Origin of the sequence: Paenibacillus piri (assembly GCF_004354045.1) — a bacterium.
Taxonomy (GTDB): Bacteria; Bacillota; Bacilli; order Paenibacillales; family NBRC-103111; genus Paenibacillus_S; species Paenibacillus_S piri.
Genome location: NZ_SMRT01000037.1, coordinates 1 through 23,315 on the forward strand (window position 1 = coordinate 1; position 23,315 = coordinate 23,315).

Genomic DNA, 23,315 nt, shown 5'->3' on the forward strand with positions numbered 1-23,315 from the left:
TCCCGCGCCCGAACGAAGGTACAGCACGAAAGACTCCGTGTCCATGTCAGCATGTATATCGAGAAGCGAAGGGAACTCGGCAAGCCGAAGCGAAAGCTGCTGGCGCCCCCGAGCATTCGGATCGCATGGAAGGATGATGAGTAGTGGCAGGAAGTCAAAGAAACGATTTTACATGGAGCCGCAACACCGATACCGAGAGCATTTATAGCCTAATGCAGTACACAGACAAAAAGGATTTGTCCCGCACGGACATCATGGGCTTAACCGCGCATGCGTTCCGCATCATCATCGATCGCGAGGAGGTCGAGGTCGGCAGTTATTCCTTTTTCGATTGGCAGCTGCGGCATGCGGAAGCGCTGCGGAATCTGGGTTTTACCGTACGGACGACCGGCAGGCAGAACCATGTTTCGCCGACGCCGGAGGAGCTCGAGACGGCACTGGAGATGATCCAGACGAGTCTGGACGCAGGCATCCCGGCATTAAGCTGGGACCTGTTCATCCCGGAATGGGGCGTCATCTACGGTTACGATGATGAGACCCGGATGCTGCAATGCCGCGATGTTCGCCGCGATAGCGAAATGCCCTATGAGAAGCTGGGCCGCGGCGAGGTGACGGAGCTGTATCTGCTGACGATTATGGACTCGAAACCCGTCGATCGTCGAACGATGCTACGGGGTGCGTTGAAGCTTGCGCTTGAGCATGCGCATGTACAGCAGTTCCCGGCGGAGGAGAGCGCAGGACACGCCAACGGCCTGGCTGCGTTCGATGCCTGGATACACGCCTTGGAGCAGAGGATGGCCAATCCGTTCGGCAATGCCGTCAATACGGGCAAAGTTTGTGATGCGCGCGAATTTGCCGTACAGTTCCTGCAAGAGCTGGCGGACAACGGAACGGAGCCGGGCGAAGAATCGCTGCGCCAATTGGCTCGTCAAGCGGCAGAGCAGTATGCCATCGTCGCTGGCAACCTGTCAATCATGCGCGACATGTTCCCGTTCCCGCACGGTGGTGTTCCTGGGGACGAAGCTGCGGCGACCCGGGCGATCGAACTGCTGAAGGAAGCGAAGAACGCGGAGACGGAAGGCGTCGCGCTGCTTGCGCAGATGCTGGAGTTGCTGGAACGGGAAGCCAAGGCGCCTGTTTGCTAGCTGCAATTTAAGACTTAGCAGGGGTTACTTTCTATAAAAAGAAACTGTGTATGATGGTTTCCACATGACTCATACGTTAAAGGAAGACAATAGTTCAACTCTGAAGGGGCTGCCGCGCGGCAGCCCCTTCGTTCACCTAACGGGCAGGTAGGCAAATGAACAAGTGTGAGAAAATTATAAAAAATGACTTATATTCATGTGTATAAGTAGTAAAATTAGTAAGGATTGGGTGTTTGCTGTGATCATTATTGATTTAAGATATTGAGAAGGAGGAAATGGATATGCAGGCAAATGAGGAAGTCAAAATGGAAGAAAGACTGGAAGACATTACGGGTATAACCTGTATTTACGTACCAGTAAATGATGTTTACGAGTCTATTAAATGGTACCAAAAGAATTTAGGGTATCAACCTGTAATCAACGACCGTGTTGAGCCTGGGATGGTGACGGCTGTTTTAAATTTTCCCGATCGGAATGGAAACCTGCCTTCACCTGGTTTAAGGCAAGTTGTACCCGCTCTGTTCCTTCACAAATCGGACGAAGAAGGCGGTCGATTACGCTTTTCATGGTCATTGGACAGAGGCAAACCCCATGCAATGGCATGTTTCATTACTCCGCGGATCGAGGAGCTATTTGAACGTTTCAAAGAAAACGGAGTGAATATTTTAGGAGAACGGATGACAAGCGGACCAAACATAACGTTCGCTGATCCTGACGGTAACATATGGGAAGTTTGGCAACCATAATCGATTAAACAGATCTATTTCGCTAACGGGATACGATAGCTGAATAAACACCCACGACAAGACTGCCGGCAAGATCGGCAGCTTCGTTACGTTAACGGGCAGTTTAGTGACAATGGTGATCGGGATTCCGATATCTTTGGAAGCCCGATCACTGTTCGATAGAGGTATGTCAGTTATCACACCATTTTTCGCCCCACTGGAACATGAAATCAAGCATTGGAACCAATGATTTACCTTTCTCAGTTAGGGTATATTCGACTTTTGGTGGCATGACATTATATTGTTCTCTATGGATAATTCCATCTCCCTCCAATTCTTTTAACTGTTGGTTAAGTGTTTTATGTGCGATTGGCGGTAAGAATTCCTTTATTTTCCCATATCTGACCACTTCTTCTTTTTCTATTAAAAATAATATAGCAAGGCGATCATAACAGTCCAGATTCGTTACTGGAAGCAATGCAAGGCGTGTATGGGGTATTCAGTGTTCAACCTACAGAATTCTCCCTAAACATATCATCGGATTTTGGCTACGAAGACGAAGTTAGACCATTTCGTTTACTCATCGGTAAGTGGAGCGGATCGATTAATTGGTGGACGAAATTATAGTAAATGGGAAATTGAAGAATACATTCGAAGCCTTGACTTGCCACTAACAATTTTACGTCCGGCTTGGTTCATGGATAATTTCTCCGATCCACTCTTTGGGCTTCAAACTGGCAAACTTTCTACTGCGATAAAATCAAACATAAAATTGCAACTAATCGCTGTTGAAGATATCGGTGCATTTTCAGCATTAGCTTTTGAGAATCCCGAGAGATACTTAGGCAAAACAATTGAAATCGCCGGGGATTCTTTGACTCCGGTGGCTATATCGAATGCAATATCACGTGCTATCGGAGTAGATATTCCATATGTAGAGATTCCAATCGATACTATTCGTCAAATAAGTCCAAGTGGAGCAAGAACGTTTGAGTTTATTAATAATGAGGAACTTAAAATTGATATTGCCGAAGTCCGGAGGTTACACCCCGGTTTGTTGACTTTTAATGAATGGATAGGAAAAATAGGAAAGGTAAAAATGGAGTTATTGTTCGCTCCCGAGCATTAAGGGATTCAAGCCAAGGTATTGAGCTATCGGGTAACTATAGTTCAACGAAATAGGAGCAGATTGCCTTGGCAACTGCTCTTTATTTTTATTAATCTAAATGCCAAATGGCTGGACACAAAAAACCATTGACAAAGCTCTGAAGTTTCTTTATCTTAATGTTGAGTAAGTTACTCACTCTATATATTCGACCAACCAAAAGGAGATGAAATACATGAAAAAGACTAACCTTCTCATGGATTTGATACTGCGCAAACGAAATCAACGCCAAAACGCAGAGCTCTTACAGATCCAATCACCTAACAGCATCGTTGAAAGTCGTTATGTGAAAATCGGAGGTATCGATCAATGGGTAACGATTCGAGGGGAGGACAGAAATAATCCCGTGTTATTGGTGATCCATGGCGGGCCTGCTTCAACTTACTCGATTTTCAGCCCATTATTACGTTCGTGGGAGAAGTATTTTACCATTGTTCAATGGGACCAGAGAGGCGCCGGCAAGACGTTTACCAGGAACGGAGAAGACGGATACGGAACTATCAGCTTTGACATTCTCACTCAAGACGGAATAGAATTGGCGGAATATCTAATTAACAAACTCCATCAGCCACAAGTGATTCTCCTAGGCAGTTCTGTAGGCAGCTTGACTGGGATTATGATGGCCAAACAGCGTCCGGACCTTTTTTATGCCTATGTCGGCACGGACCAAAACGCCCCGGATTCCGGGAATCTGGCTTATCGGCTGACGTTAGACGCCCTCCGAGCGGCCGGCCATAGCAAGGGAGCCCAATTAGTAGAGAAAATGGGACCTGACCGCTCCAAATGGAATCGAAAAGATTTCGATAAACGAAATCAATATCTCGTTAAAGCCAGCCAAGACGTCCCTAATATGGTTATGGATCTCATATTGCCGTGTATGCTCTCCTCTCCTGAACATCGAATAAGCGATATCATCGACTACTTCAGAGGGATGAGCTTCTCTCTCCATCATCTGTTTGACGCACTAGTGACTTTTGACTTCAGCAAGGTTGGTTTCAGGTTTGAGCTGCCCGTCTTTATTTTTCATGGGGACAAAGACATCGTAACTCCGACAGCACTCGCAAAATCGTTCTTTGACGGCATTGAAGCTCCTCATAAAGAATTTACTTTGATACGGAATGCCGGCCACCTTGCTTGTTTTGCCCGGGCTGAGCAATTTCTGGAGGAGCTTCTTAATCGTGTGCTTCCGCTCATAGCCGATACGAATAACAAGACGCAAAAGAGATAAATTCGGAGTTTTCATGTTACAATGAGGAATATAACGTTAAGAACGGAGAATGAGACCCATTGTCGCCACTAAACAAACAGCAATTGAATCAGATCCGCGACGAACGCAGAGAGCAGATCAAACAAGCTGCGCTCAAAATCTTTGCCCGTCGCGGATTTGCAGGAACGAAGACGAGCGTGATCGCTGCGGAAGCCGGCATCAGTGAAGGCCTGATTTTCCGGTATTTCAAAACTAAAGACGAATTGTTTACCTCGCTCGTTGAGGAGTTAATGTCAGAAGCAACGAAAGAGCTCCGAGACGCCAAGCACTTGCCCGGAGCACCTTTGGAACAAATCAAAGCATTTACCGAAGATATGCTCGACGAGAACAACAAGTACGCGTTTATGTTCATGCATAGGGTGCGCAACTCAGAGGTTATCCCGGAGGAAGCCGCGAGGATTCTTGAACAAAATCCGGTCGATGAATTGCTGAATCGGCTGGTTCCGATCTTTATCAAAGGTCAGCAAGCCGGACAATTCATCGAGGGGGAGCCGTTAAAGCTGATAGCCTGGTACATCTATACCGTCAATTCGCTCATTATGGAGGAAGTGGGTCAGGAAGAGCATGGGCTGCCGAGCGTAGAATTTTTACTGCGGTTATTAATAAAATAACTTTCGAAAGCCTTGAAAGATCTATTTTTGAAGTGATAGCACACAGTGATTCTTTACCGGATGTTGAACGGGTACGATAGTGGGGGGGGGGCTGCCGCGAGGATAGCTCCTTTTTGATTCTCATTGAAGTAACGGGCAGTAATATTAATTGGGGTATTGATCAATTCTTTCCTGATGGTTAAAATGAGGTGTTCTTTTGTAACCATTTGTACGCCGAATATTTTAAAGAGAAGAGGTTGAAAATCTTGATTGACTACGGTCCAGATTTATTTAAAGGTACCGCTGGGTATTACTCGCGATACAGACCACTCTATCCTTCGTCGCTTGTTCGGTTTTTGGTTAACAAGTTTTCACTTAACGGCGAAGGTCGTTTGCTTGATTTGGGATGTGGAACGGGGCAGCTAGCTCTAAGATTTAATGATTGGTTTGAAGAAATAATAGGCGTAGATACGGAACCCGAGATGATAGATGAAGCAATTCGATTGTCCAACGTTAACAGGGTGCAGAACGTTAGATGGTTACATGGCAAGGCGGAAGAAAAGTCAAGCGATTGGGGTTCATTTCGGCTCATTTTAATTGCAAAGGCGTTTCATTGGATGGATAGGGAGTCAGTCCTTGAAATCCTATATAAAAGTTCTGACGATAAAAGCGGTGTTGCTATAATTGATAATTATAATGAGAAGCAAGAACCGTTACTTTGGCAACTCAAGGTAAATGAAATAGTAAAACGTTGGCTCGGGAACGAAAGAAGAGCAGGTAACACCACATATACGCCTCCAATGGAAAGGTTCGAGGACACCGTAGCGAAATCTAGTTTTATAAATGTGGAAAGACAAGTTTTACCAAGTTATTCCTACACGTGGACAGTAGATTCTATTATCGGAAATCTCTATTCCACATCACGTGCTTCAAAACGTCTTTTTGGTGAAAACCTAGAGCGATTTGAAAATGAGTTAAGATCTGCTTTATTCGACATTGACTCTACTGGCGTGTTTACTGAAGAACTATCCGTAAGTGTGATTACTGCTTTTAAAGTGAAGTAGTTTTTGGACTGTATTGAGGAACTTGCCGCTGGCGGTTCCTTCTTGATTATTGAAGTAACGAAGAACGTTACTTTAATACAAACATTAAGACAGCTGACGAGAATAATCGGCTGTTTTTTTGTCGGACTAAAGAGTAGTATAGTTCAATAAAGCAGGTTCAAATGGTATGATTGGATTAGACATTTTACCAGATAGTGGGGTCTTGGATGATTGATTTCTTATACCATTATTTCGATGAGTCCGTAGGACCTTTTCGTAATTTGTCTGATTTAGAACCTGAAGAAGCTGAACGAGTTCTCAATGAAATTCGGGTTCAGAAAAAAGGATTTGCAAGTAAAAGATCAATGAACTATCTTACTATTCGACGAAGCCTTGAAAAAAGAGCAAGGGAATTATTTATACAAAAAGGCGGAGAGCCTATTCGAAGTAGTCCCCATTACATGACTGTTGGAGAATGTCCGTGGCTCTTGGAATGGTTTGAGAAAGGTAAGGTACTTCGTATCCCAATTACAGAATTCGATTCGCTGACTCTAAGTTTTACGTATGGAGATTTGTTTCCAACCATGAGGTATCAAGATGGGAAGAAATATCGTGGTCAGGTGTATACGTTAAATGAGATTGGCCAGATAATAAATGAATTCGGATTACCACAAGAATGGAATAGTCAGGGGAAAGATGGACCGGAGAGGTACATAGAAGTACAAGTTTGGGATGATAAACCATTAACCTCATGGTTGCGCAAACGGGTAACGAGAGCTGAAGAAAAAGCTTGGAGGGTAGTTCATGGAAGGTGGGATCGGGTTCGATGAAACGATTTTTAATCGGGCAATATGGCGGATATGATGGTAGTAAGACGGAACGGGACTTCCGGATGCATTTTTACGGGATGGAGGCTTGTCTGTTCGAGAAAGAGGAGGATGTCGCCCTTCTGGCTGAGCTATCCCGGCAAAAGGGCTTCCGGGTAGGCGTCCATTATCCGATGCGGGCCGGCCGTTCGCAGATGCGGGACGCCTTGTTCCTGGCACAGGATGAGAAAGTCCGCACGGAAGCCTTGGAGGGTATTCGTCAGGAACTGGAGTTTCTTCGGACGCTAGGGCCGGAGTATGTGCTGTTCCATTATCCAAAGCCGGTGATTTTGGATGACCGGCTGGATTGGAGTACGTGGCGGTTTGCGGACGAACGGGAATATGTGCTGGAGAGCCAATATCCGATCAGGGAGTTTGCGGAGAAGAGTGAGGAGCTGTTCCGTTGGTTGTCTGGTATGGCAGAGGAATATGATTTTACGCCGGTATTGGAATTCGACGGGGTTACCCGGTATATCTATGATACAGATATGCTAGACGAGCTACTAGGGCGTTATCCGGCCGTCCGGCTGTGCCTGGATACAGCACGTATAAATTTACAGGACCGCATGGATCCTCGTTTTGATGGGAGGAGATTCATCCGCCGTTTCGCCGGGTATGTGAAGCTCCTGCACCTGTCGAACTTAAGGTTCGACGGTCAGATACGGGAGCGGCACGAGCCAGTTTTCCCCGAGCAGAGGCCAGAGAACGGATGGGCACCCATCGCGGACTATCTAGCGATCGTACGGGAGGAAAATCCGGATATCTTGGTGCATTTTGAACATCGGTCGGACCGGATTAATGAAGAGGAACTGGAGCGCTGTTACAGCTGGGTCGACGGGCTTCTAAACATACAGCATGCAGGCGGCAGCCGAACGGTGAGGTAAAACGGAGAATCCCTTGAAAAGGAAAACAGTAATGGATTTGGAGTCTTTAGCAATTCATTGCGTAAACGGATAACGTTAGCTGCATCAAAACGTCATCACGAGGCTGCCGCGAATAACGGCAGTCTCGTTGAACTATCTGGGAGGAGAGTTGAATAAATGAAGGTAATTAGAGAATATGTAGTGTTGCTTGTTGGATCCAAAAGTCGTAGGCTATGCTTGGGTTCAAGATTATGGAACAAATATCGAATGGTGGAATAGCGATGGGATACATACAAAACATACGGAAAAAAATTGGTCATGACAGGTTAATTGCTGTGGGGGCAGGTGTTTTCGTTTATAAAGATGGAAAAGTGCTTTTGCAGAAGCGAAAAGATAATTTGTGTTGGGCATTGCATGGTGGTGGTGTTGAAATGGGTGAAGGAGTCGAAGACGCCGCAAAACGTGAGCTATTTGAGGAAACAGGCTTAGTTGCCAATAAACTTGAGCTTTTAGGGATCTTTTCAGGCGATGACAGGATGTACACATACCCCAACGGTGATGAAGTATACTTAATCGGAATCATTTATGTGTGTAATGATTTTTCAGGGGAGTTATTATCAGAAACCGACGAAACGTTAGAGCTTAAATGGTTTGATATTGATAATTTGCCGCAGGAAATAAGCCCACCAAACATAAAACCCCTGGAATCATTTGTTCAATTTATTAAACGCACATAGCATGTATTTGTTAAGCTATCGAAGAACGATAGCTGAATAAAGACACCGCGGCAGCCGACCCTGACGATCGCTGCCGTTTCCACGCTAAACATTCCTGTTAAGGCTAAGAAATCACCTTTGCCAAAAAAGGAGCGCCTCGGTATGATGGGTCTGTCAACGGGTTTAACCCAACACCATCAAGGAGGCGCACTTTTATGAAGTTTAAACAATCAGACGGTCAAAATCAACGGATCGAACGAATTTCCACCACTCACCTGATTGTGGGAATCGATATAGCGAAAGAAACCCATGTAGCACAAGCAACAAATTTTCGAGGAATCATACTTACCAAGAGGCATCTTTCTTTCTCCAATACAATTGACGGTTATATGAAATTAGAACGATGGATCGATGAAATTCAACAGAAGCACCATCTAAAGAACGTCATAATCGGTACCGTATGCCCAAAATTGGGATAGCTACGTCTGATAGGCTCTCTCCTAAACAACACTCTGCAGACCCTAGGTGTTAAAATCCTGCGAATGAGTGAGTATATGTGAGATAAACCCTTAATTCCGAGGGAAGGGCAGAATAACGCAACACTTTCCATTCCCTTGAATCGCATGTATGTTGGCGGTATTTAATTTATAATTTTTTGCAACGGGCAGTACATTGGCATCGTCAATTGGATAGAAGAATTTACATTTGAATAGGAGAGGACGAATTTGAAGAAACATTTTATTGCAGGTGTGTTGTGTGGTGCCTTATTAATGGCAACAACTTCTGTATTTGCTTCGAGTGTAATTGAAGCAACAATCTTTCCAAGTAAAGTTACTTTTTTTCTAGCTAACGGACTCTCCAAAGAAGTACAACTACAGGAAGGTGAAGGGGTGCTTAGCTATAATAACAAAGCATATGTACCTCTTCGTTTATTTGCTGAGAGCAGCGGCGCTCTTGTAAAATACACTCAAGCCTCTCCTGAGACGGATAACAAACATACAATAGATGTTCACTATGTTGCTGAAAAGGCTCTTTCAGAGCAAACTTCAAATGCAGCCGGTAATAAGCCGCTTGAGGACTCAAGGGAACTGCAGCTACAAGATATGCTTGTTTTAATTCTACTTCCGCATATGAAAGACAAACTTGCTGAGGTATACTCAGATGTAATTTCAATACCACCAGTTGTTTCTCCGGATTCTGTAAATGTGAAGAGTATTGAAAGGGTAGCTGATTTCCGTGGTTTTGATTTTTTAATCACAATAGATGCTCAACCAATAGTCGGTCCTCATATATCTGTCGGCGAAGATGTACTTACATATCGGATCTCGCCGGCCGGAGTTGAGCTTAAAAATTTTGAACATCTTAGAGGACCCGATAAGGATGACTTCCTTCCCAATTACCAAAATCTTTTGAACAATGGAAATCAAAACGAAACTACGAATACTGGAGAAAGCGATTCTGCAAATCTTACGGAAACCGAAGCAAAAGATATTCTCAATACGCTCATCCCCAAAGCGAGCGGTATCTATGGAATGTTTAACGGGGGCGGATGGTTCAAAGTCGATGAATCGAAAACAATACCCGGTGATGAAGATTACGCTCTTGTAACTGGAGAAAATTGGACAACCAATATTGACACCAGTAACGTCAAATCCATCGCGGATTTGAAAAAAGTAGTTGAAGATGTATTTACAAAAGATAACGCTGAGTGGTTTTATAATTATCTAACGCCTCGAGAAGGAGCCCGTCGCCGTTATAAGGAATATAAAGGACAGCTTTATGTTGACACGCATACTGGGGGCCATGGGTCGGCAACAAAGTATTTCATCGATACCGCCAAGATCATCAGCCAAGAGGGTAATGTTGTTGTCGTTGAATTTAATACGACGGAATATGATTTTCCGTACAAAATGACCGTAAAAATAGAAAAGGTAAACGGCAAATGGTTGCTTGCATCGGGAGCTAGCTTTAATAATGAAGTGGAAATAAAATATGATTATATTTTGAAATACCAAGGTGAAGGTAGTCTCTGGTCTGCTGCATTAGAAGATACGGTTTGGGACTTCGGAAATGGAAAAAATAAGGTTTACAGCAGGATTATACTAACTTATAAAGGTTCTGATGTCGAAAATATCGGCAAAGTAGATTTTACTTATGGGAACGCAGCGAAACTTTATAAAGGAACTAACTATGCCCTAGGGACAATCATATATGATGAGTTTGATGATAATATCGTATTACCTACAAAAGATGACATTGTTAAGGTAACATTGGAATGGGATGGAAAACGAGATTCTTTTGATATGAGCAATTCTGTTACCGGAACCGTAGCAGCCGTTCCTAACGCTGAAGAAGTTAGTGAAAGAGATCAACTTGTAATTGAAAAGATGAATGAAATCAAAAAGAAATTAAAGCTGGGTTTAACAAAGGAAGAGGTACAAGCATTATTTATCGAAAAATTTGAGATAGCCCATAATAGTGATTCAGAAGATGGAAGTGACATCTATTGGAAATATGAGTATTTCAAAGTTCCTGGTTATAATCGTGAAGATTATTTTCCTGCTCATTCTGATCATGTTATTGATCACGACGGTCTGATTAACAATAAAATTGGAGCTTATCTATATATTGAATGGAAAAATAATGAATTATATATGTATTCGATATCTTATGTTAATCCTAAAGATAATAAAGTTTACTTATATATTATGAGCCCTGACGGAACGATATCTGATAGTCCGGTCAATCATTAGGGCAAGTATAATAAACTGACTCCCTCCTACTTCTATTTAGATCGGCATTATTGCCCGTTAGTTGAGTAGTGCTAGCTATTCAATGTATCTTTCAAAATAAACCGTTGTTCATAAGGAAGTTATGATTTCTTCGTACTAAAATATCTTGATATTGTGGAAATAAAAGATGGCTCAAAAGGGGTTCCTTGCTCGTGGTGCCGCTTATATTGGAGAGGAGGAAGTTGAGGGAGTCGAATATTTCTATTTTCGTGATATGACTACGGACAGACACCTTTCCATGCTTGATGAAGAACAAGTAATTGATGACCGAGCGACATTTATAGTGCATGCATTTGATCAAGCTGCAATTGAAGAACGAATAAATGCTGAATTACGAGATGCGATTCGTCCAACATGGAGAGAAGTAGTTCTAGCCATTAACCGCCATTTGAGTTGGGAATACGATAACATTAAATATGAAATTATTGAAGAAGCATTGGAAAGAATAAGCAAGGTGGATTAAGCTAACGGGAAACGATAGTGTGGAGCTGCGCCAGGACAGCTCCTTTTTAATGGCCATTGAAGTAACGGGCAGATTAAGTCAATGAATAACCACAATGTTTGGCGGCAGAATAAAGTAAGGTTTGGAAGATTCTTGAAAAGAATATTACTATTAATACTTTTTTCAATGATTGATGAGAACCCGCGTAGAAGAATTGCTGTATTGCTTTTCAGGGAATCGCTCTGACGGAGAGCTTTCTTTTATTAATATGACAATAGGTGACGTATTTGAGATTTATAATGGGTGGTAGATTAACGAAAGGAGTAACAATTCATGAAACGAAAAATGATTTTAGATTTAGCGGTTACTTTAGATGGTTTTATTGAAGGAAAAAATGGTGAAGTTGATTGGTGCATTATGGACTCTGAGATGGGGTTTAATCATTTTTTAAATCAAATTGATACCATTTTATACGGAAGAAAAAGCTATGATTTATGGGGACAATTTACTCCGGAACTTGAACATGCGGATTCTGAAAGAGAATTCTGGGAATTGGTTCATAGTAAAAAGAAATATGTGTTTTCTAGGACGCAAAAGGGGACGGATAATAAAGCAATATTCATAAATGATAATATTCTTGAAAAAGTAAATGAATTAAAGAATAAGCCTGGTAAAGACATCTGGCTATATGGTGGAGCAAGTCTTATTACAACTTTTATCAATTTAGGACTTGTTGACGAATTTAGATTATCTGTTCACCCTGTTGTTTTGGGAGAAGGAAAACCGCTGTTTGTGGATATAAAACAGAGATTGAATTTAAAAATCGTTAATACAAGAACGTTTTCCTCAGGTGTTGTACAACTAATTCATCATTTGGATGGGAACTAATCATTTTGCACATTCCTATGATAAAATCGTTAGTTTCAGATTAACAGCGGCGGCAAGTCTAAGACTTTATTTTCCGGTCTTCGATCGCCGCTTTTTCATTACACTGAAAGCTTAGAAAATAGAAATCCGAGGTGGAGGGGCTATGAAAGTCAATGATATCGTAATTGAAGGAGCACGCGAGAATAACCTTAAAAACGTGAATGTCCGCATCCCGAAGCAAAAAATCACGATCTTCACCGGCGTCTCGGGCTCGGGCAAATCTTCCCTGGTTTTCGACACCATCAGCGCCGAAGCTCAGCGGCAGCTTAACGAGACGTTTTCCGCATTCATCCGCAATCGGCTGCCCCGGTTTAGTCAACCGGATACCGATCGCATCGAGAACTTGTCTACGGCGGTTGTGATCGATCAGAAAAAGCTCGGCGGCAACTCCCGTTCGACTGTCGGCACGATCACGGATATTTATGCGATGCTCCGGTTGCTGTTCTCCAGAATCGGTAAACCTTTTGCCGGCTATACGCATGTTTTCTCGTTTAACGACCCGGCCGGTATGTGCCCGGAATGCTCCGGAGTCGGACAGGTGGTGCAGTTCGATGTGGACAAGCTGCTTGACAGGTTCAAGTCGCTGAATGAAGGCGCAATCCTGTTCCCCGTATTTAAGGTGGGAAGCTGGTACTTGAATACGTATACCCATTCCGGCTTGTTCGACAACGACAAGCGGCTCGTCGACTTTACGCCGGCAGATTGGGATACCCTCCTCCACGGCAAAGAAAGCAAGATCGTATACCGAACCAAAGGCGGCGATATCGAATCGGATTATGAAGGTCTGCTGCCCAAACTCACCCGCCTGTATTTGAAGCGAGACAGCAGCGAGATGTCAGATGGCAAACGCGAAACCCTTAACCGCTTTCTATCCTATAGCGAGTGTAACCTTTGCGAGGGAAGCCGGCTTAATCAAGCGGCCTTGGGCTGCCGGATTAACGGATACAACATTGCCCAATGCGCGGCGATGGAGATTGGCGAGCTAATACGTATGATTGAAGCCATTCAGGATCCCGTTGCCGGCCCGATGATTGACGGGATTCTGACCCGGCTGAATCATCTGGTCTCCATCGGGCTGGAGTATCTGAGTCTGGACCGACAGACCGCAACCTTGTCGGGCGGGGAGTCGCAGCGCATCAAGATGGTCCGTCATCTGAGCAGCAGTCTTACCGACATGATCTACATTTTCGACGAACCGAGCGTCGGGCTGCATCCGCGAGATGTCCATCGTCTGAACGGCATGCTGCGCCAGCTCCGGGACAAAGGGAATACCGTGCTCGTCGTCGAACACGACCGCGAAGTCATGGAGATCGGTGATTACATCATCGATGTCGGACCTCATGCGGGATCCCGCGGTGGAGAAATCGTCTACGAAGGCGACTTTGCGGGCTTGCTCCGCGCGGATACCTTGACAGGACGATACTTGAAGCAAAGTCTACCCTTGAAAACTTCAACCAGGGTGCCCAAGGGTTGGATGACCGTAGCCGGCGCCAGCCTGCACAATCTGAAGGATGTGACAGTCGATATACCCGTCGGTGTGCTGACCGTGGTAACGGGGGTAGCCGGCTCAGGCAAAAGTACATTGATTAACGGAGCATTCCTGCCGTCGCATCCAGAAGCAATTGTCATCGACCAGTCGGCCGTGGGCACATCCATCCGCTCCAATCCGGCCACTTATACGGGGATGATGGACGAGATCCGGCGGTTGTTCGCAGCCGCCAACAAGGTGAGCGCATCGTTGTTCAGCTTCAACTCCAAAGGAGCCTGTTCCAACTGTCAGGGTCTCGGGATGATATACACGGATTTGGCCTTTCTCGAGCCAATAAGGACGACTTGTGAAATTTGCGCGGGCAGGCGGTTCAGCGATGAAGTGCTAGAGTATAGGCTGAACGGAAAATCCATCAGCGACGTCCTCGCCATGACGGTACGGGAAGCTTCAGAGTTCTTCAGCGGGAAGGAGCTGCTCCGTCAATTGGAGACGCTGGAGGATGTGGGACTCGGATACGTGACGCTGGGCCAGCCTCTGAGCACCTTGTCGGGCGGAGAATGCCAACGCATCAAATTGGCCGGGGAACTTCACAAGGAAGGCAGTCTCTATGTAATGGACGAGCCGACAACTGGACTACATATGTCCGATATCTCTCGTATGATGGACATTATGAACCGCTTGGTCGACGGGGGCAACACGGTGGTGGTCATCGAACACAACCTGGATGTGATCAAGAGCGCAGACTGGATCATTGACATGGGTCCTGAGGGCGGTCACCGGGGTGGCCGAATTGTATTCGAAGGCACCCCTGTCCAGCTTGCTACTGCCGAACATTCGATAACGGGGGTGTATTTACGCAAGGCAGAAACCGGCCAAGGAGCGTCTTTCTGACGGGGTACGTTGTAACGGACCCGATCGAGGATCGATTACGCATTCGGGAACGATAGCTGAATAAACAACTAAGACGCGGCTGCCGGCATCGATCGCCAACTGCGTTACGCTAACGGGCAGATTTGCTCAATGAGTATACACCAAAAGACAGCGGAGACCGCTGTCTTTTGGTGTATGTTTTTACATTTAAATGCGTTTACGCCCCTCAACAGTACAACGACAAGATAGTACCTGAAAAGAAACCTTGTTAAATCAAGGTTTTTTTTCTAGGGAGTTTCTTGTCGTTTTTTTTGCGACAAGAATGTACCAACATAATGTGCCGACGTCAAGAAAATACACAGAAAATGTTCAAGTACAAGCAGGTAGGTGGCTAAAGGGGGATAAGATTAGAAGAACTAGGCCAGCTCGTCTGAAAGTTCAATCGATTGCCCAATGCTTGAGCTTAATTCGTCTCCGACGGAGACGATCTACATGTGCTGACGGATGAAATCATGTACCTCCGTAAATGCGTGGGCAGCCCCTTCATTTTTACCTAGCAATAAGACTTGGAAGTGTCACCGTCCCGGAGCCTTGGGAAGATTTCATCCAAGTCACCGACTAAGTTTTATATATCCATAAAATATATTTACATATTATATCTTTTTGATATAATAAAATCGATCAAACATAAAAAGGAGGCATTATACCATGTTTAAGAGTGGCAATGTGACTGTCATGGTAGCGGATTTAAAAAAGGCAGTAAAATTTTATGTCGAAACCCTTGGATTAAAGCTTCAACACGAAATGGACGGGCATTTTGCGCAGGTCGAAGCACCGGGATTGACGATTGGTCTCCTACATCTTGCCGGAGAACATGGCTCTCAACCGGGAAAATCGGGCAGCATGTCTATTGGATTTGAGGTACAAGAATTAGAGTCAGCCATCGAGACATTGAAATCCCGCGGCGTTGAATTCCTTGATTCTACAGAAGGTAAAGCGGCCCAGCTCGTACATTTCAATGATCCTGACGGTAATACGCTCTACTTGATTTGTAATCGTTAAGTCAAGTAGAGAAAACGAGATAATAAAAGGAGGCGAATTCCGCATGACCCCCAAAACCAACGTCAACATGGTCGTTGCCGGACTGCTGGTGGCGATGTTCATCGGCGCGTTGGACGTGACCATCGTCGCCACCGCCACACCGCATATTATCGCGGATTTGCATGGTGAGAGCCTGTTTAGTTGGGTGTTCGCGGTTTATACGTTGACCACCTGTGTAGCAGTGCCTATTTTTGGCAAGCTGGCCGATTTGTTCGGGCGCAAAGCCGTGTTCGCGATCGGCATCGGTTTGTTCATACTCGGTTCCATTTTGTGCGGGGCAGCACAGTCGATGACGGAACTCATTTGGTTCCGGGCCTTGCAAGGAATTGGGGCCGGGGCGTTGGGGCCCGTGTGCTTTACGGTTATCGGCGATTTGTTCTCGGGCAAGCAACGCGGCAAAATGATGGGCGTCTTCACGTCCGTTTGGTCCGTGGCAGGCTTGCTCGGCCCGCTTATCGGCGGTTATTTCGTCGACCAGGTGTCGTGGCGTTGGATTTTCTATATCAACGTGCCGATCGGCGCCGCCGCCTTGCTGCTGGTCACCGTATTTTTGCACCAACCGATCGAGCGCCGGGCGAAAAAAATCGATTACCTCGGCGCGCTCACCTTTACGGTTTCCTTTTCCGCGCTCTTGTATGCGCTGCTGAGCGGCGGGTCCGACCATCCGTGGGATTCCCCGTTGATTGTGGGGCTGTTCGCGGCATCGGCCGTATTTTTGCTGTTGTTCCTCTGGATCGAAAAACGGGCAGAGGAGCCGATGATGCCGTTGTCGATTTTCCGCATCCGTGTAATGAACGTGACAAATATTAGTGGTTTTCTGACGTTCAGCATCACGACGGGTTTGACGGTTTACGCGCCGATCTGGATTCAGTCCGTGCTCGGCATTTCCGCGACAAGCTCAGGCCTGATCGTCATGCCGATGTCGCTGGCATGGCCGCTCGCTGCCAACATTGCCGGCAGACTTATGTACCGGATAGGGGTAAAGGCGTCGATCGTGTTCGGCTCTTGTCTGGTAGTGGCCGGCTCCATCTGGCTTGCCGCGCTTCAGATTAACTCGCCCTACGTTTACTGGATTGGTATCCTCGTCATAATCGGGCTGGGGATGGGCTCCGTTGCGACGCCCTCCACCGTTGTCGTACAATCGGTTGTCGGCTGGGAAAAACGCGGCGTCGCCAACGCTTCCAGCATGCTAATGCGCGCGCTGGGCCAAACGGTTGGCATCGCGGTGTTCGGTACGATTTACAACCAGCATGTGACAACGCTCGGCTCCAAATCGGAGCTGGCTGCCGGTATGCATGCCGTTTTTCTGCTTATGTGCGGCATTGCGATTGTGAACCTACTCGCCGTGCTGCTCCTGCCGAAACACCGCAATGTAATAGCGCAGCAGCAGTCGGTGTGACAGGGATCGGTCGTAAATGGATGAGGACTGGGAAAAGTCGCGACGACCGCGGCTTTTCTGTTTTCGGGCAACCGTAAGCTATACTGTTGTTTACTTATTATATCTATTCGATATAATAAGAGCAGTTAAACTTATAAGGGAGGCCAATTACTTGAACGAATTATTCATACTCGGCGAATTGATGAATAACCCGATGCATGGCTATCTGTTGCATCAGATCTTGAACGGGGCTATTGGACCTACGCGAAAAATCAGTTGGGGGGTGCTTTATCCGCTCATTCACGGCCTGCTTGCAGACGGACTGATCGAGCAGGTCCCCGATGAACAACCGGAGGGCGCTCGACAGGGAAGAGGAAAAAAGAAAATAATGTATAGCAATACCGAAGAAGGCAAAATGCGCTTTTTTCGGTTGATGGAAGAGCCTATTCCATACTCGCCGGATTACGAGCTGCACTTTTATATTAAACTGAAAAATTTTGAACTGATCAGTAGGGAGCTGCGTTTTTTAATATTGCACCAGTACAAGGACTACCTGCGGTATGAGATCCGCCATGAGGAAGAACGGATTGATTATGTGAACAAGGATGAGCGGATACCAAACGGGGAACAGCAGTATATTCTGATCTTTTTCCGGCATCGGTTGGAAAAGCTCCGTTTTGACGAAGAGTGGGTTTTACAGTTAATCAATAGCCATCGAACGAATGGGGAAGGGCTTGAACGGGAGTGAACCCGGAAATGTTTAAGCGAAGCATAGCAGATGCTCGGAGCAGTGTACTGTACTTCGTCATAAAGGTGACGATGGTAGCTCAGTGATTTATTCCCGCTTATTCTCGGCATTTCCGACGTTGCGGCTCTGAGAATCACGCTGCTGCTCGATGTCAGCGTTTACGGCGCATGCGTGATCCCTTTGCTTAAGGATGGACCTACATAAAGCTTGGTTGTACTTTCATGGAATGTTTAAGCTAACGGGTAACGATAGTGCAGGAAACACATCATAAGGCCGCCGCAAGAATCAATCGGGCGGCCTCATTAAGCGATCGGGCAGTTAAGTTCAATGCTTCCCCTAGAAAGCTATAAAATGTAGAACAATAAAAAATGGGTGATTTTTATGTTAGAAGATGCTGTTTGGGGGATATTTGTGGCTGAAGCAACAGGGCGTTTTCCAAACTTTTTTCCGATTGCCGTCTATACGTCAAAAGAAAGAGCAATTGAAGAAATTAATGCTTTACCAAGGGATTTAAATTATCAGTTACTTAGATTGCCAGTAAATCGTAACTTCGCATACTATAATAAGAAGACTGGTAAGTTGGTTGGGATGGATGGCGTTTACCATGAACACTATCATCATAAAGATGATGATAACAAAAGGGATGACCAGTAATTTATAATTGAGCGAAGGGAGACGATAGTTAAACGAGCAGACCGCCGCGGCAGTCTGCTTTTTCTTTAAAGTAACTGGCAGGATAATGCAATAGATCTATCCATATTATGGTAAAATAGTTGTGAAAACTTTTAAATAATGAGGTGAAAAATGCAACGATCAAATATTCTAGGTAAGGTCACTTGCTTTATCACTAGGGAAAAAGAAACGAAAAAGAGCTTCTTCTCATTCAACATCCAAATGCAGGTATTCAATTTCCAGCAGGTACGGTTGAAGTAAATGAGGATTTTAAACAAGCTGCCTTGCGAGAAGCTTATGAAGAAACTGGTTTGGATGAATTTATTACATGTAACTATATTGGGAAGCAAGATATTAATTTATCAGGTAAGCACGTTATTTTCCAGAATGCAAAGGTATTCTCCAGGCCTGACTTGGCAAGCTTTCAATGGGTAGAAATTAGAAAGGGTATCACTGTACAAGAAGAACGTAGACAAGAGAATTTTGTCCAAGTATCTTACATCGAAGGAGATAAATATCCGGAGCCAAATTACATAACTTTTCAAATAACAGGCTGGGTAGAAGATTCTAATTTAGCCTCCAAAGTCTCAAGACATTTTTACCACTTACGTTCAGATTGTAAGCTAAACGAGTGGGAGCAAGCATTTTAGCCCCCAAATGAATTTGGACAATACACCCATTACTTCGATACAATAATATTGAGGCGGAGGGGAACGAAATGAAGAAGAAGCAGTACGACCTGAATTTCAAGAAGATGGTGGTCGCCAAAGGGAAAGAAATTGGAAACATGACCGCCGTAGCAAGGCAGCATGAACTGGATCCGAAGATGGTTCTTAGGTGGGCCAGAGAACTGAACCGAAAGGATCTCGATCAGTTAGAGGGAACAAGCATCAAGCAAGCGAAGTTCATTCCAACAGCTGAAGATTATGCACAGCTTCAAAAAGAGAACGAAAAGCTTAAGAAGCTCTACGCCGAGCAAGCCCTCGAGAGGGACATTCTCAAAGACCTACTAAAAAAAACGAACCCGCACTTGCGGATAAAATAGAAATCGCTCAGAAGTATATTGGTCAAGGGCATTGCATCAGCTTTGTGCTACGAGTGCTTGATGTGGAGCGATCCACCTACTATGCCCATGTGAGCAGAAGGCAGCAAGCGGTGGCAGTGGCGACACACAGCGCTGGTCGTCCCGTACCGGGCTTATCGTATACACAGGACGGCAAGCTGGTCAGCGACGAGCAAATCTGCGAGTGGATCATGGAGTTTCTGGCAGGCGAGGGCGCGTCATACGGCTATCGCAAGCTAACGGTGCTACTCAGAAGTCGCCATGGTCTGCGGATCAATAAAAAGAAGGTCTACCGCCTGTGCAAGCGAATGGATGTGCTTCGCCCCCAGCGACAGCTTAAGATCAAATATCCCAAACGACTGGCTAATAATCGCGTCATAACAGACTCCAATCAGCTCTGGGAAACGGATATTAAGTATGGCTGGCTCCACGGCGAGCAGCGATTCTTCTTCTTAATGAGCATCATTGATGTCTTTGATCGCGTCATCATCGCCTATCATATCGGATTGACCTGTGAATCCCGGCATCTCGTTCAGATCACGCAAGAAGCACTGATGAAGCGCCAACTCTTTGATAAAGTGAATAAGCCGGTCATCCGATCAGACAACGGTCCACAGTTTATTAGTCATTGATTTGAAGAGGCGTGCGCGGAGTTTGAAATCATTCACGAACGCATACCGCCAAAGATGCCGAATAAGAACGCTCATATTGAATCGTTTCATGCCATTCTGGAATCCGAGTGTTATCGTCGCCATGAGCTTGAGACCTATCGACAGGCTTATGAAATCGTCTGTCAGTTTATCCAGGATTACAATCGCATCCGAATCCATGGCAGCATCTACGACTTCTCGCCATACGAATATATGGAGGCAATTAAGCAAGGAATTGTAACACCGAAGCAGATTAAGGTCTAATTCGATCAAAAGCGAAGAAAATTGGAGCAATACTAAGAGTCATATCGAATAAAAGGTGCATTGTCCATAATAAGGGTGTCTGGCCGCAAGAACAGGCATTAATGACGGCAACGGCACAGAACATAAAGAAGATCGCCCTCCACCTGGCCAAGAAGGCCAAGTAGAGGGCGATTACTGTTTAAGACAACAACTTTGAACCTAAATTAATTCATAAGCAACTTTCAAGGGTTCCATAATCAAGAAAAAGTGGGTTTCTAAACAGTCTGGACGCCGTCAGGCGTTTTTCTTAATTTTCTTTCTCGTGGCGAAATTCGTTCCAAACGGTAACCTTCAACGTTCTGTTCACAGGCAGCTTCCTCCTCGGAACACTAGTCCGTGCGGATCGATCATGAACTTTTTCGAAGCTCCTTTATCGAATTCGGAATAGGCTGCTGGAGCTTGATTCAGCGAGATTTTGGTGGCGTTTACCACCTTGGCGATTTGCGCTTGTCTACTCAGGATAGCCATTATCAAATGGGTAAAAATGGATTAAAATAGTTCCATCTACCAATCGCTAGCCAGCTTCCAAATTTTATTTGGATCCGCTTGAGACGCCCATTTGCCGTTCATCGGATACCCATCGCCGTCATAATCACCGGCCCAAATTCGATCATGCGTCTTTCTTAAACGTTCAATCCGTTCGTCGTCAATTTTCTTTCGATTCATATCCGTAATCATGTAAAACTCTTCCTTTTTTAAAAATGTCAACCCTTGAGTGCCCCCATTGTAAGACCTTGAACGATGTATTTTTGAACAATGAATGTCATGAGCAGTGTTGGAATGATATAGAGCATCCCCGCTGCCGACATTAAATCCCATCGGATGCCGAATTCATGTGTCATTTGTGCAATGGCTATGGGAACGGTTTGAACATCGTTCGTAGTCGTAGTAACCAATACAAACAAAAATTGATTCCAGGCCCCCATAAAAGTTAAAATCGAAACTACAGCCATGCCGGGCGATGCAAGAGGTAAAGAGATTCTCAATAAGGTTTGCAGGCGACTGCAGCCGTCAATGAGTGAAGCCTCCATTAATTCGCCGGGAAGATCACGAAAAAAGTTGTAAAGCACCCAAATCGCAAATGGCAGCGAGGCGGAAGTCTCCCCCAAAATCAAAGCAAATCTTGTATCCAGCAAATGCAAATTGGCAAACAGCAAGTACAGCGGTATAAATAAAGTTATGGCGGGAACCATCCTAAGGCCGACAATAATGGAAAGCAGCACACTGCTTCCGGGATATTGGTACTTGGCAAACGCGTATCCTGCCAACGAGGCAATGACAACGACCAATACCGTCGTTGAAGCCGCAATAACCGTACTATTGTAGAAATAATGAACCAGATCGTACTCTTTGATTACTTTCGTGAAGTTTTCCAAAGTGACTTCGCTCGGCAGCGATGCAACAAATATTTCCTTGTTTGTTTTTATGGATGTGATGGCCAACCAAATGATCGGGAAAAATATGAAAACGCTATAAATGCTTAGAAAGCCGTACTTCGCAAGCGATACCAACGTCTTCATACACGATTCCTCCCAACTGACATCGACTTCATTAACAGTAAAGAGGCAATGATCATGATGAGCAGCATCAAATAGCTTCCTGCCGAGGCCATCCCGATTTCATTACTTTTCCAGTTGATTCGGTATAAATACATAGCCAATGATTCCGTTGAATTAGCCGGACCGCCTGCAGTCAGCACATAAATGGAATCAAAAACACGGAAAACATCCATCCCGCGAATAATCAAAGTAACAAAAATAATTGGTTTTAATAAAGGAACGGTAATATGGCAAAAGGATTGGAACGGATTGGTTCCGTCGATTTTACCAGCCTCGTATAGGGTAGACGGTATATTTATCAACCCTGAATAAAGCAAAATAACGACCAAGGGTGTGGCTGCCCAAATATCAAGGGTGATAATGCTGGCAAGCGCAAAATTTGTCTGTAATAACCAGGGTATAGGGGTCTTGATCAGTCCAATATTCAAGAGTACCGTATTAATAATTCCGAACTCGTCGTTAAACATATAACGAAACATTAATCCAACCACAACCGGCGACAGCATCATCGGTAATAAAAAAATTGTTCTAAAAAAATTTTTTCCTCGAGTTATACTTGTTAAAGTTAGCGCAATGCAAAGGCCTAATAGGAATTCGAAAAATATAGAAAAAAAGGTGATCAGGCTTGTTACTTTCAAGGCATTCCAAAATTCGTTTTCTTTAAGTAAATGGATAAAATTTCCTAATCCAACAAAACTAGTTTCATCGTGAAGCAGCCTGAAGTCGGTAAAACTTAAAATAAATGAATAAAGCAAGGGATAAAGCCCAATGCCTAAAACAATCAGAATCGCCGGTACGCTTATTAACAATCCGAACTGAATATTTTTCATTTTTTGTGTCCGGTGCGAACTAAGACGTTTATATATAATCATTTTTTCCGAATTTGATGTACCCTTCATTAGTCAACATCCTTTTTTTTATGAGCGGAAATTGTTGCTTGC

General features: G+C 44.8%; 25 protein-coding genes and 2 pseudogenes. 22 read left to right on the forward strand and 5 right to left on the reverse strand.

The window, feature by feature from the left end; translation table 11 throughout:
• The first annotated feature begins 143 nt into the window (after positions 1-143).
• The gene (locus tag E1757_RS34650; protein ID WP_133236908.1) at positions 144-1,145 is read left to right on the forward strand and encodes a hypothetical protein; all 1,002 of its coding nucleotides are present in this window, start codon (positions 144-146) and stop codon (positions 1,143-1,145) included.
• 281 nt (positions 1,146-1,426) lie between these two features.
• Positions 1,427-1,891: a VOC family protein gene (locus tag E1757_RS34655; RefSeq protein WP_165972425.1), complete on the forward strand. Its 465-nt coding sequence runs from the start codon at positions 1,427-1,429 to the stop codon at positions 1,889-1,891.
• Between the two features lie 169 nt (positions 1,892-2,060).
• Here the strand turns inward: E1757_RS34655 and E1757_RS34660 are convergent, their stop codons facing one another.
• Entirely contained in the window at positions 2,061-2,348 is a 288-nt protein-coding gene (locus E1757_RS34660) for a winged helix-turn-helix transcriptional regulator (protein WP_281282573.1), read from the reverse strand.
• Between the two features lie 66 nt (positions 2,349-2,414).
• On the opposite strand from E1757_RS34660, the gene E1757_RS34665 reads away from it, so the two are divergent.
• The 20 genes and pseudogenes from E1757_RS34665 (at position 2,415) to E1757_RS37410 (ending at position 20,776) form a co-directional block, all read left to right on the forward strand.
• Entirely contained in the window at positions 2,415-2,999 is a 585-nt protein-coding gene (locus E1757_RS34665; protein ID WP_165972426.1) for an NmrA family NAD(P)-binding protein, read from the forward strand.
• Between the two features lie 211 nt (positions 3,000-3,210).
• On the forward strand, positions 3,211-4,263 hold the full coding sequence (locus E1757_RS34670; protein ID WP_133236914.1) for an alpha/beta fold hydrolase: 1,053 nt from the start codon (positions 3,211-3,213) through the stop codon (positions 4,261-4,263).
• Positions 4,264-4,322: 59 nt separating this feature from the next.
• Positions 4,323-4,913 (forward strand): TetR/AcrR family transcriptional regulator, encoded by a 591-nt coding sequence (locus tag E1757_RS34675; protein ID WP_133236916.1) that lies wholly within the window; start codon positions 4,323-4,325, stop codon positions 4,911-4,913.
• A gap of 245 nt (positions 4,914-5,158) precedes the next feature.
• Entirely contained in the window at positions 5,159-5,956 is a 798-nt protein-coding gene (locus E1757_RS34680) for a class I SAM-dependent methyltransferase (RefSeq protein WP_133236918.1), read from the forward strand.
• A gap of 206 nt (positions 5,957-6,162) precedes the next feature.
• A complete protein-coding gene (locus E1757_RS34685; protein WP_246079722.1) occupies positions 6,163-6,765 on the forward strand; it encodes a hypothetical protein in 603 nt (200 codons plus the stop codon).
• The gene (locus E1757_RS34690; RefSeq protein ID WP_133236920.1) at positions 6,762-7,685 is read left to right on the forward strand and encodes a sugar phosphate isomerase/epimerase family protein; all 924 of its coding nucleotides are present in this window, start codon (positions 6,762-6,764) and stop codon (positions 7,683-7,685) included. Before E1757_RS34685 ends, E1757_RS34690 begins: the two co-directional genes overlap by 4 nt.
• Positions 7,686-7,945: 260 nt before the next feature.
• Positions 7,946-8,401, forward strand: a complete 456-nt coding sequence (locus tag E1757_RS34695; protein ID WP_133236922.1) for an NUDIX hydrolase — start codon at positions 7,946-7,948, stop codon at positions 8,399-8,401.
• A gap of 194 nt (positions 8,402-8,595) precedes the next feature.
• Entirely contained in the window at positions 8,596-8,859 is a 264-nt protein-coding gene (locus E1757_RS34700) for an IS110 family transposase (RefSeq protein ID WP_246079723.1), read from the forward strand.
• A gap of 246 nt (positions 8,860-9,105) precedes the next feature.
• Positions 9,106-11,133 (forward strand): DUF3888 domain-containing protein, encoded by a 2,028-nt coding sequence (locus E1757_RS36805; protein ID WP_246079724.1) that lies wholly within the window; start codon positions 9,106-9,108, stop codon positions 11,131-11,133.
• A gap of 166 nt (positions 11,134-11,299) precedes the next feature.
• Entirely contained in the window at positions 11,300-11,635 is a 336-nt protein-coding gene (locus E1757_RS34710) for an Imm8 family immunity protein (RefSeq protein WP_133236924.1), read from the forward strand.
• Positions 11,636-11,947: 312 nt separating this feature from the next.
• Positions 11,948-12,502 (forward strand): dihydrofolate reductase family protein, encoded by a 555-nt coding sequence (locus tag E1757_RS34715; protein ID WP_133236926.1) that lies wholly within the window; start codon positions 11,948-11,950, stop codon positions 12,500-12,502.
• A 142-nt stretch (positions 12,503-12,644) separates the two neighbouring features.
• Positions 12,645-14,921, forward strand: coding sequence for an ATP-binding cassette domain-containing protein (locus tag E1757_RS34720; RefSeq protein ID WP_133236928.1), 2,277 nt, complete (start codon positions 12,645-12,647; stop codon positions 14,919-14,921).
• A gap of 687 nt (positions 14,922-15,608) precedes the next feature.
• Positions 15,609-15,962, forward strand: a complete 354-nt coding sequence (locus E1757_RS34725) for a VOC family protein (RefSeq protein WP_133236930.1) — start codon at positions 15,609-15,611, stop codon at positions 15,960-15,962.
• 43 nt (positions 15,963-16,005) lie between these two features.
• Positions 16,006-17,400, forward strand: a complete 1,395-nt coding sequence (locus tag E1757_RS34730; RefSeq protein ID WP_133236932.1) for an MDR family MFS transporter — start codon at positions 16,006-16,008, stop codon at positions 17,398-17,400.
• 151 nt (positions 17,401-17,551) lie between these two features.
• Positions 17,552-18,127: a PadR family transcriptional regulator gene (locus tag E1757_RS34735; RefSeq protein WP_133236934.1), complete on the forward strand. Its 576-nt coding sequence runs from the start codon at positions 17,552-17,554 to the stop codon at positions 18,125-18,127.
• Positions 18,128-18,508: 381 nt separating this feature from the next.
• A complete protein-coding gene (locus tag E1757_RS34740; RefSeq protein ID WP_133236936.1) occupies positions 18,509-18,781 on the forward strand; it encodes a hypothetical protein in 273 nt (90 codons plus the stop codon).
• A gap of 218 nt (positions 18,782-18,999) precedes the next feature.
• Positions 19,000-19,449: pseudogene (locus tag E1757_RS34745) on the forward strand (NUDIX domain-containing protein); the annotation flags it as partial.
• 68 nt (positions 19,450-19,517) lie between these two features.
• Positions 19,518-19,844, forward strand: a complete 327-nt coding sequence (locus tag E1757_RS34750) for a transposase (protein WP_133236941.1) — start codon at positions 19,518-19,520, stop codon at positions 19,842-19,844.
• A gap of 110 nt (positions 19,845-19,954) precedes the next feature.
• Positions 19,955-20,494 carry an IS3 family transposase gene (locus E1757_RS34755; protein WP_133236943.1) on the forward strand — a complete coding sequence of 180 codons (540 nt, stop codon included), beginning with the start codon at positions 19,955-19,957 and terminating at the stop codon, positions 20,492-20,494.
• Between the two features lie 42 nt (positions 20,495-20,536).
• Entirely contained in the window at positions 20,537-20,776 is a 240-nt protein-coding gene (locus E1757_RS37410) for an integrase core domain-containing protein (protein WP_425464887.1), read from the forward strand.
• A 342-nt stretch (positions 20,777-21,118) separates the two neighbouring features.
• Here E1757_RS37410 and E1757_RS36810 read toward each other — a convergent pair.
• The 4 genes and pseudogenes from E1757_RS36810 to E1757_RS34775 all read right to left on the reverse strand — a co-directional run.
• Positions 21,119-21,292, reverse strand: a pseudogene (locus E1757_RS36810) (hypothetical protein); the annotation flags it as partial.
• A 27-nt stretch (positions 21,293-21,319) separates the two neighbouring features.
• On the reverse strand, positions 21,320-21,523 hold the full coding sequence (locus E1757_RS36165) for a hypothetical protein (RefSeq protein ID WP_181956730.1): 204 nt from the start codon (positions 21,521-21,523) through the stop codon (positions 21,320-21,322).
• The gene (locus tag E1757_RS34770; protein ID WP_133236947.1) at positions 21,520-22,335 is read right to left on the reverse strand and encodes a carbohydrate ABC transporter permease; all 816 of its coding nucleotides are present in this window, start codon (positions 22,333-22,335) and stop codon (positions 21,520-21,522) included. Before E1757_RS34770 ends, E1757_RS36165 begins: the two co-directional genes overlap by 4 nt.
• Entirely contained in the window at positions 22,332-23,273 is a 942-nt protein-coding gene (locus E1757_RS34775; RefSeq protein WP_133236949.1) for a carbohydrate ABC transporter permease, read from the reverse strand. The genes E1757_RS34770 and E1757_RS34775 overlap by 4 nt, the downstream gene beginning before the upstream one ends.
• Between the last annotated feature and the right edge of the window lie 42 nt (positions 23,274-23,315).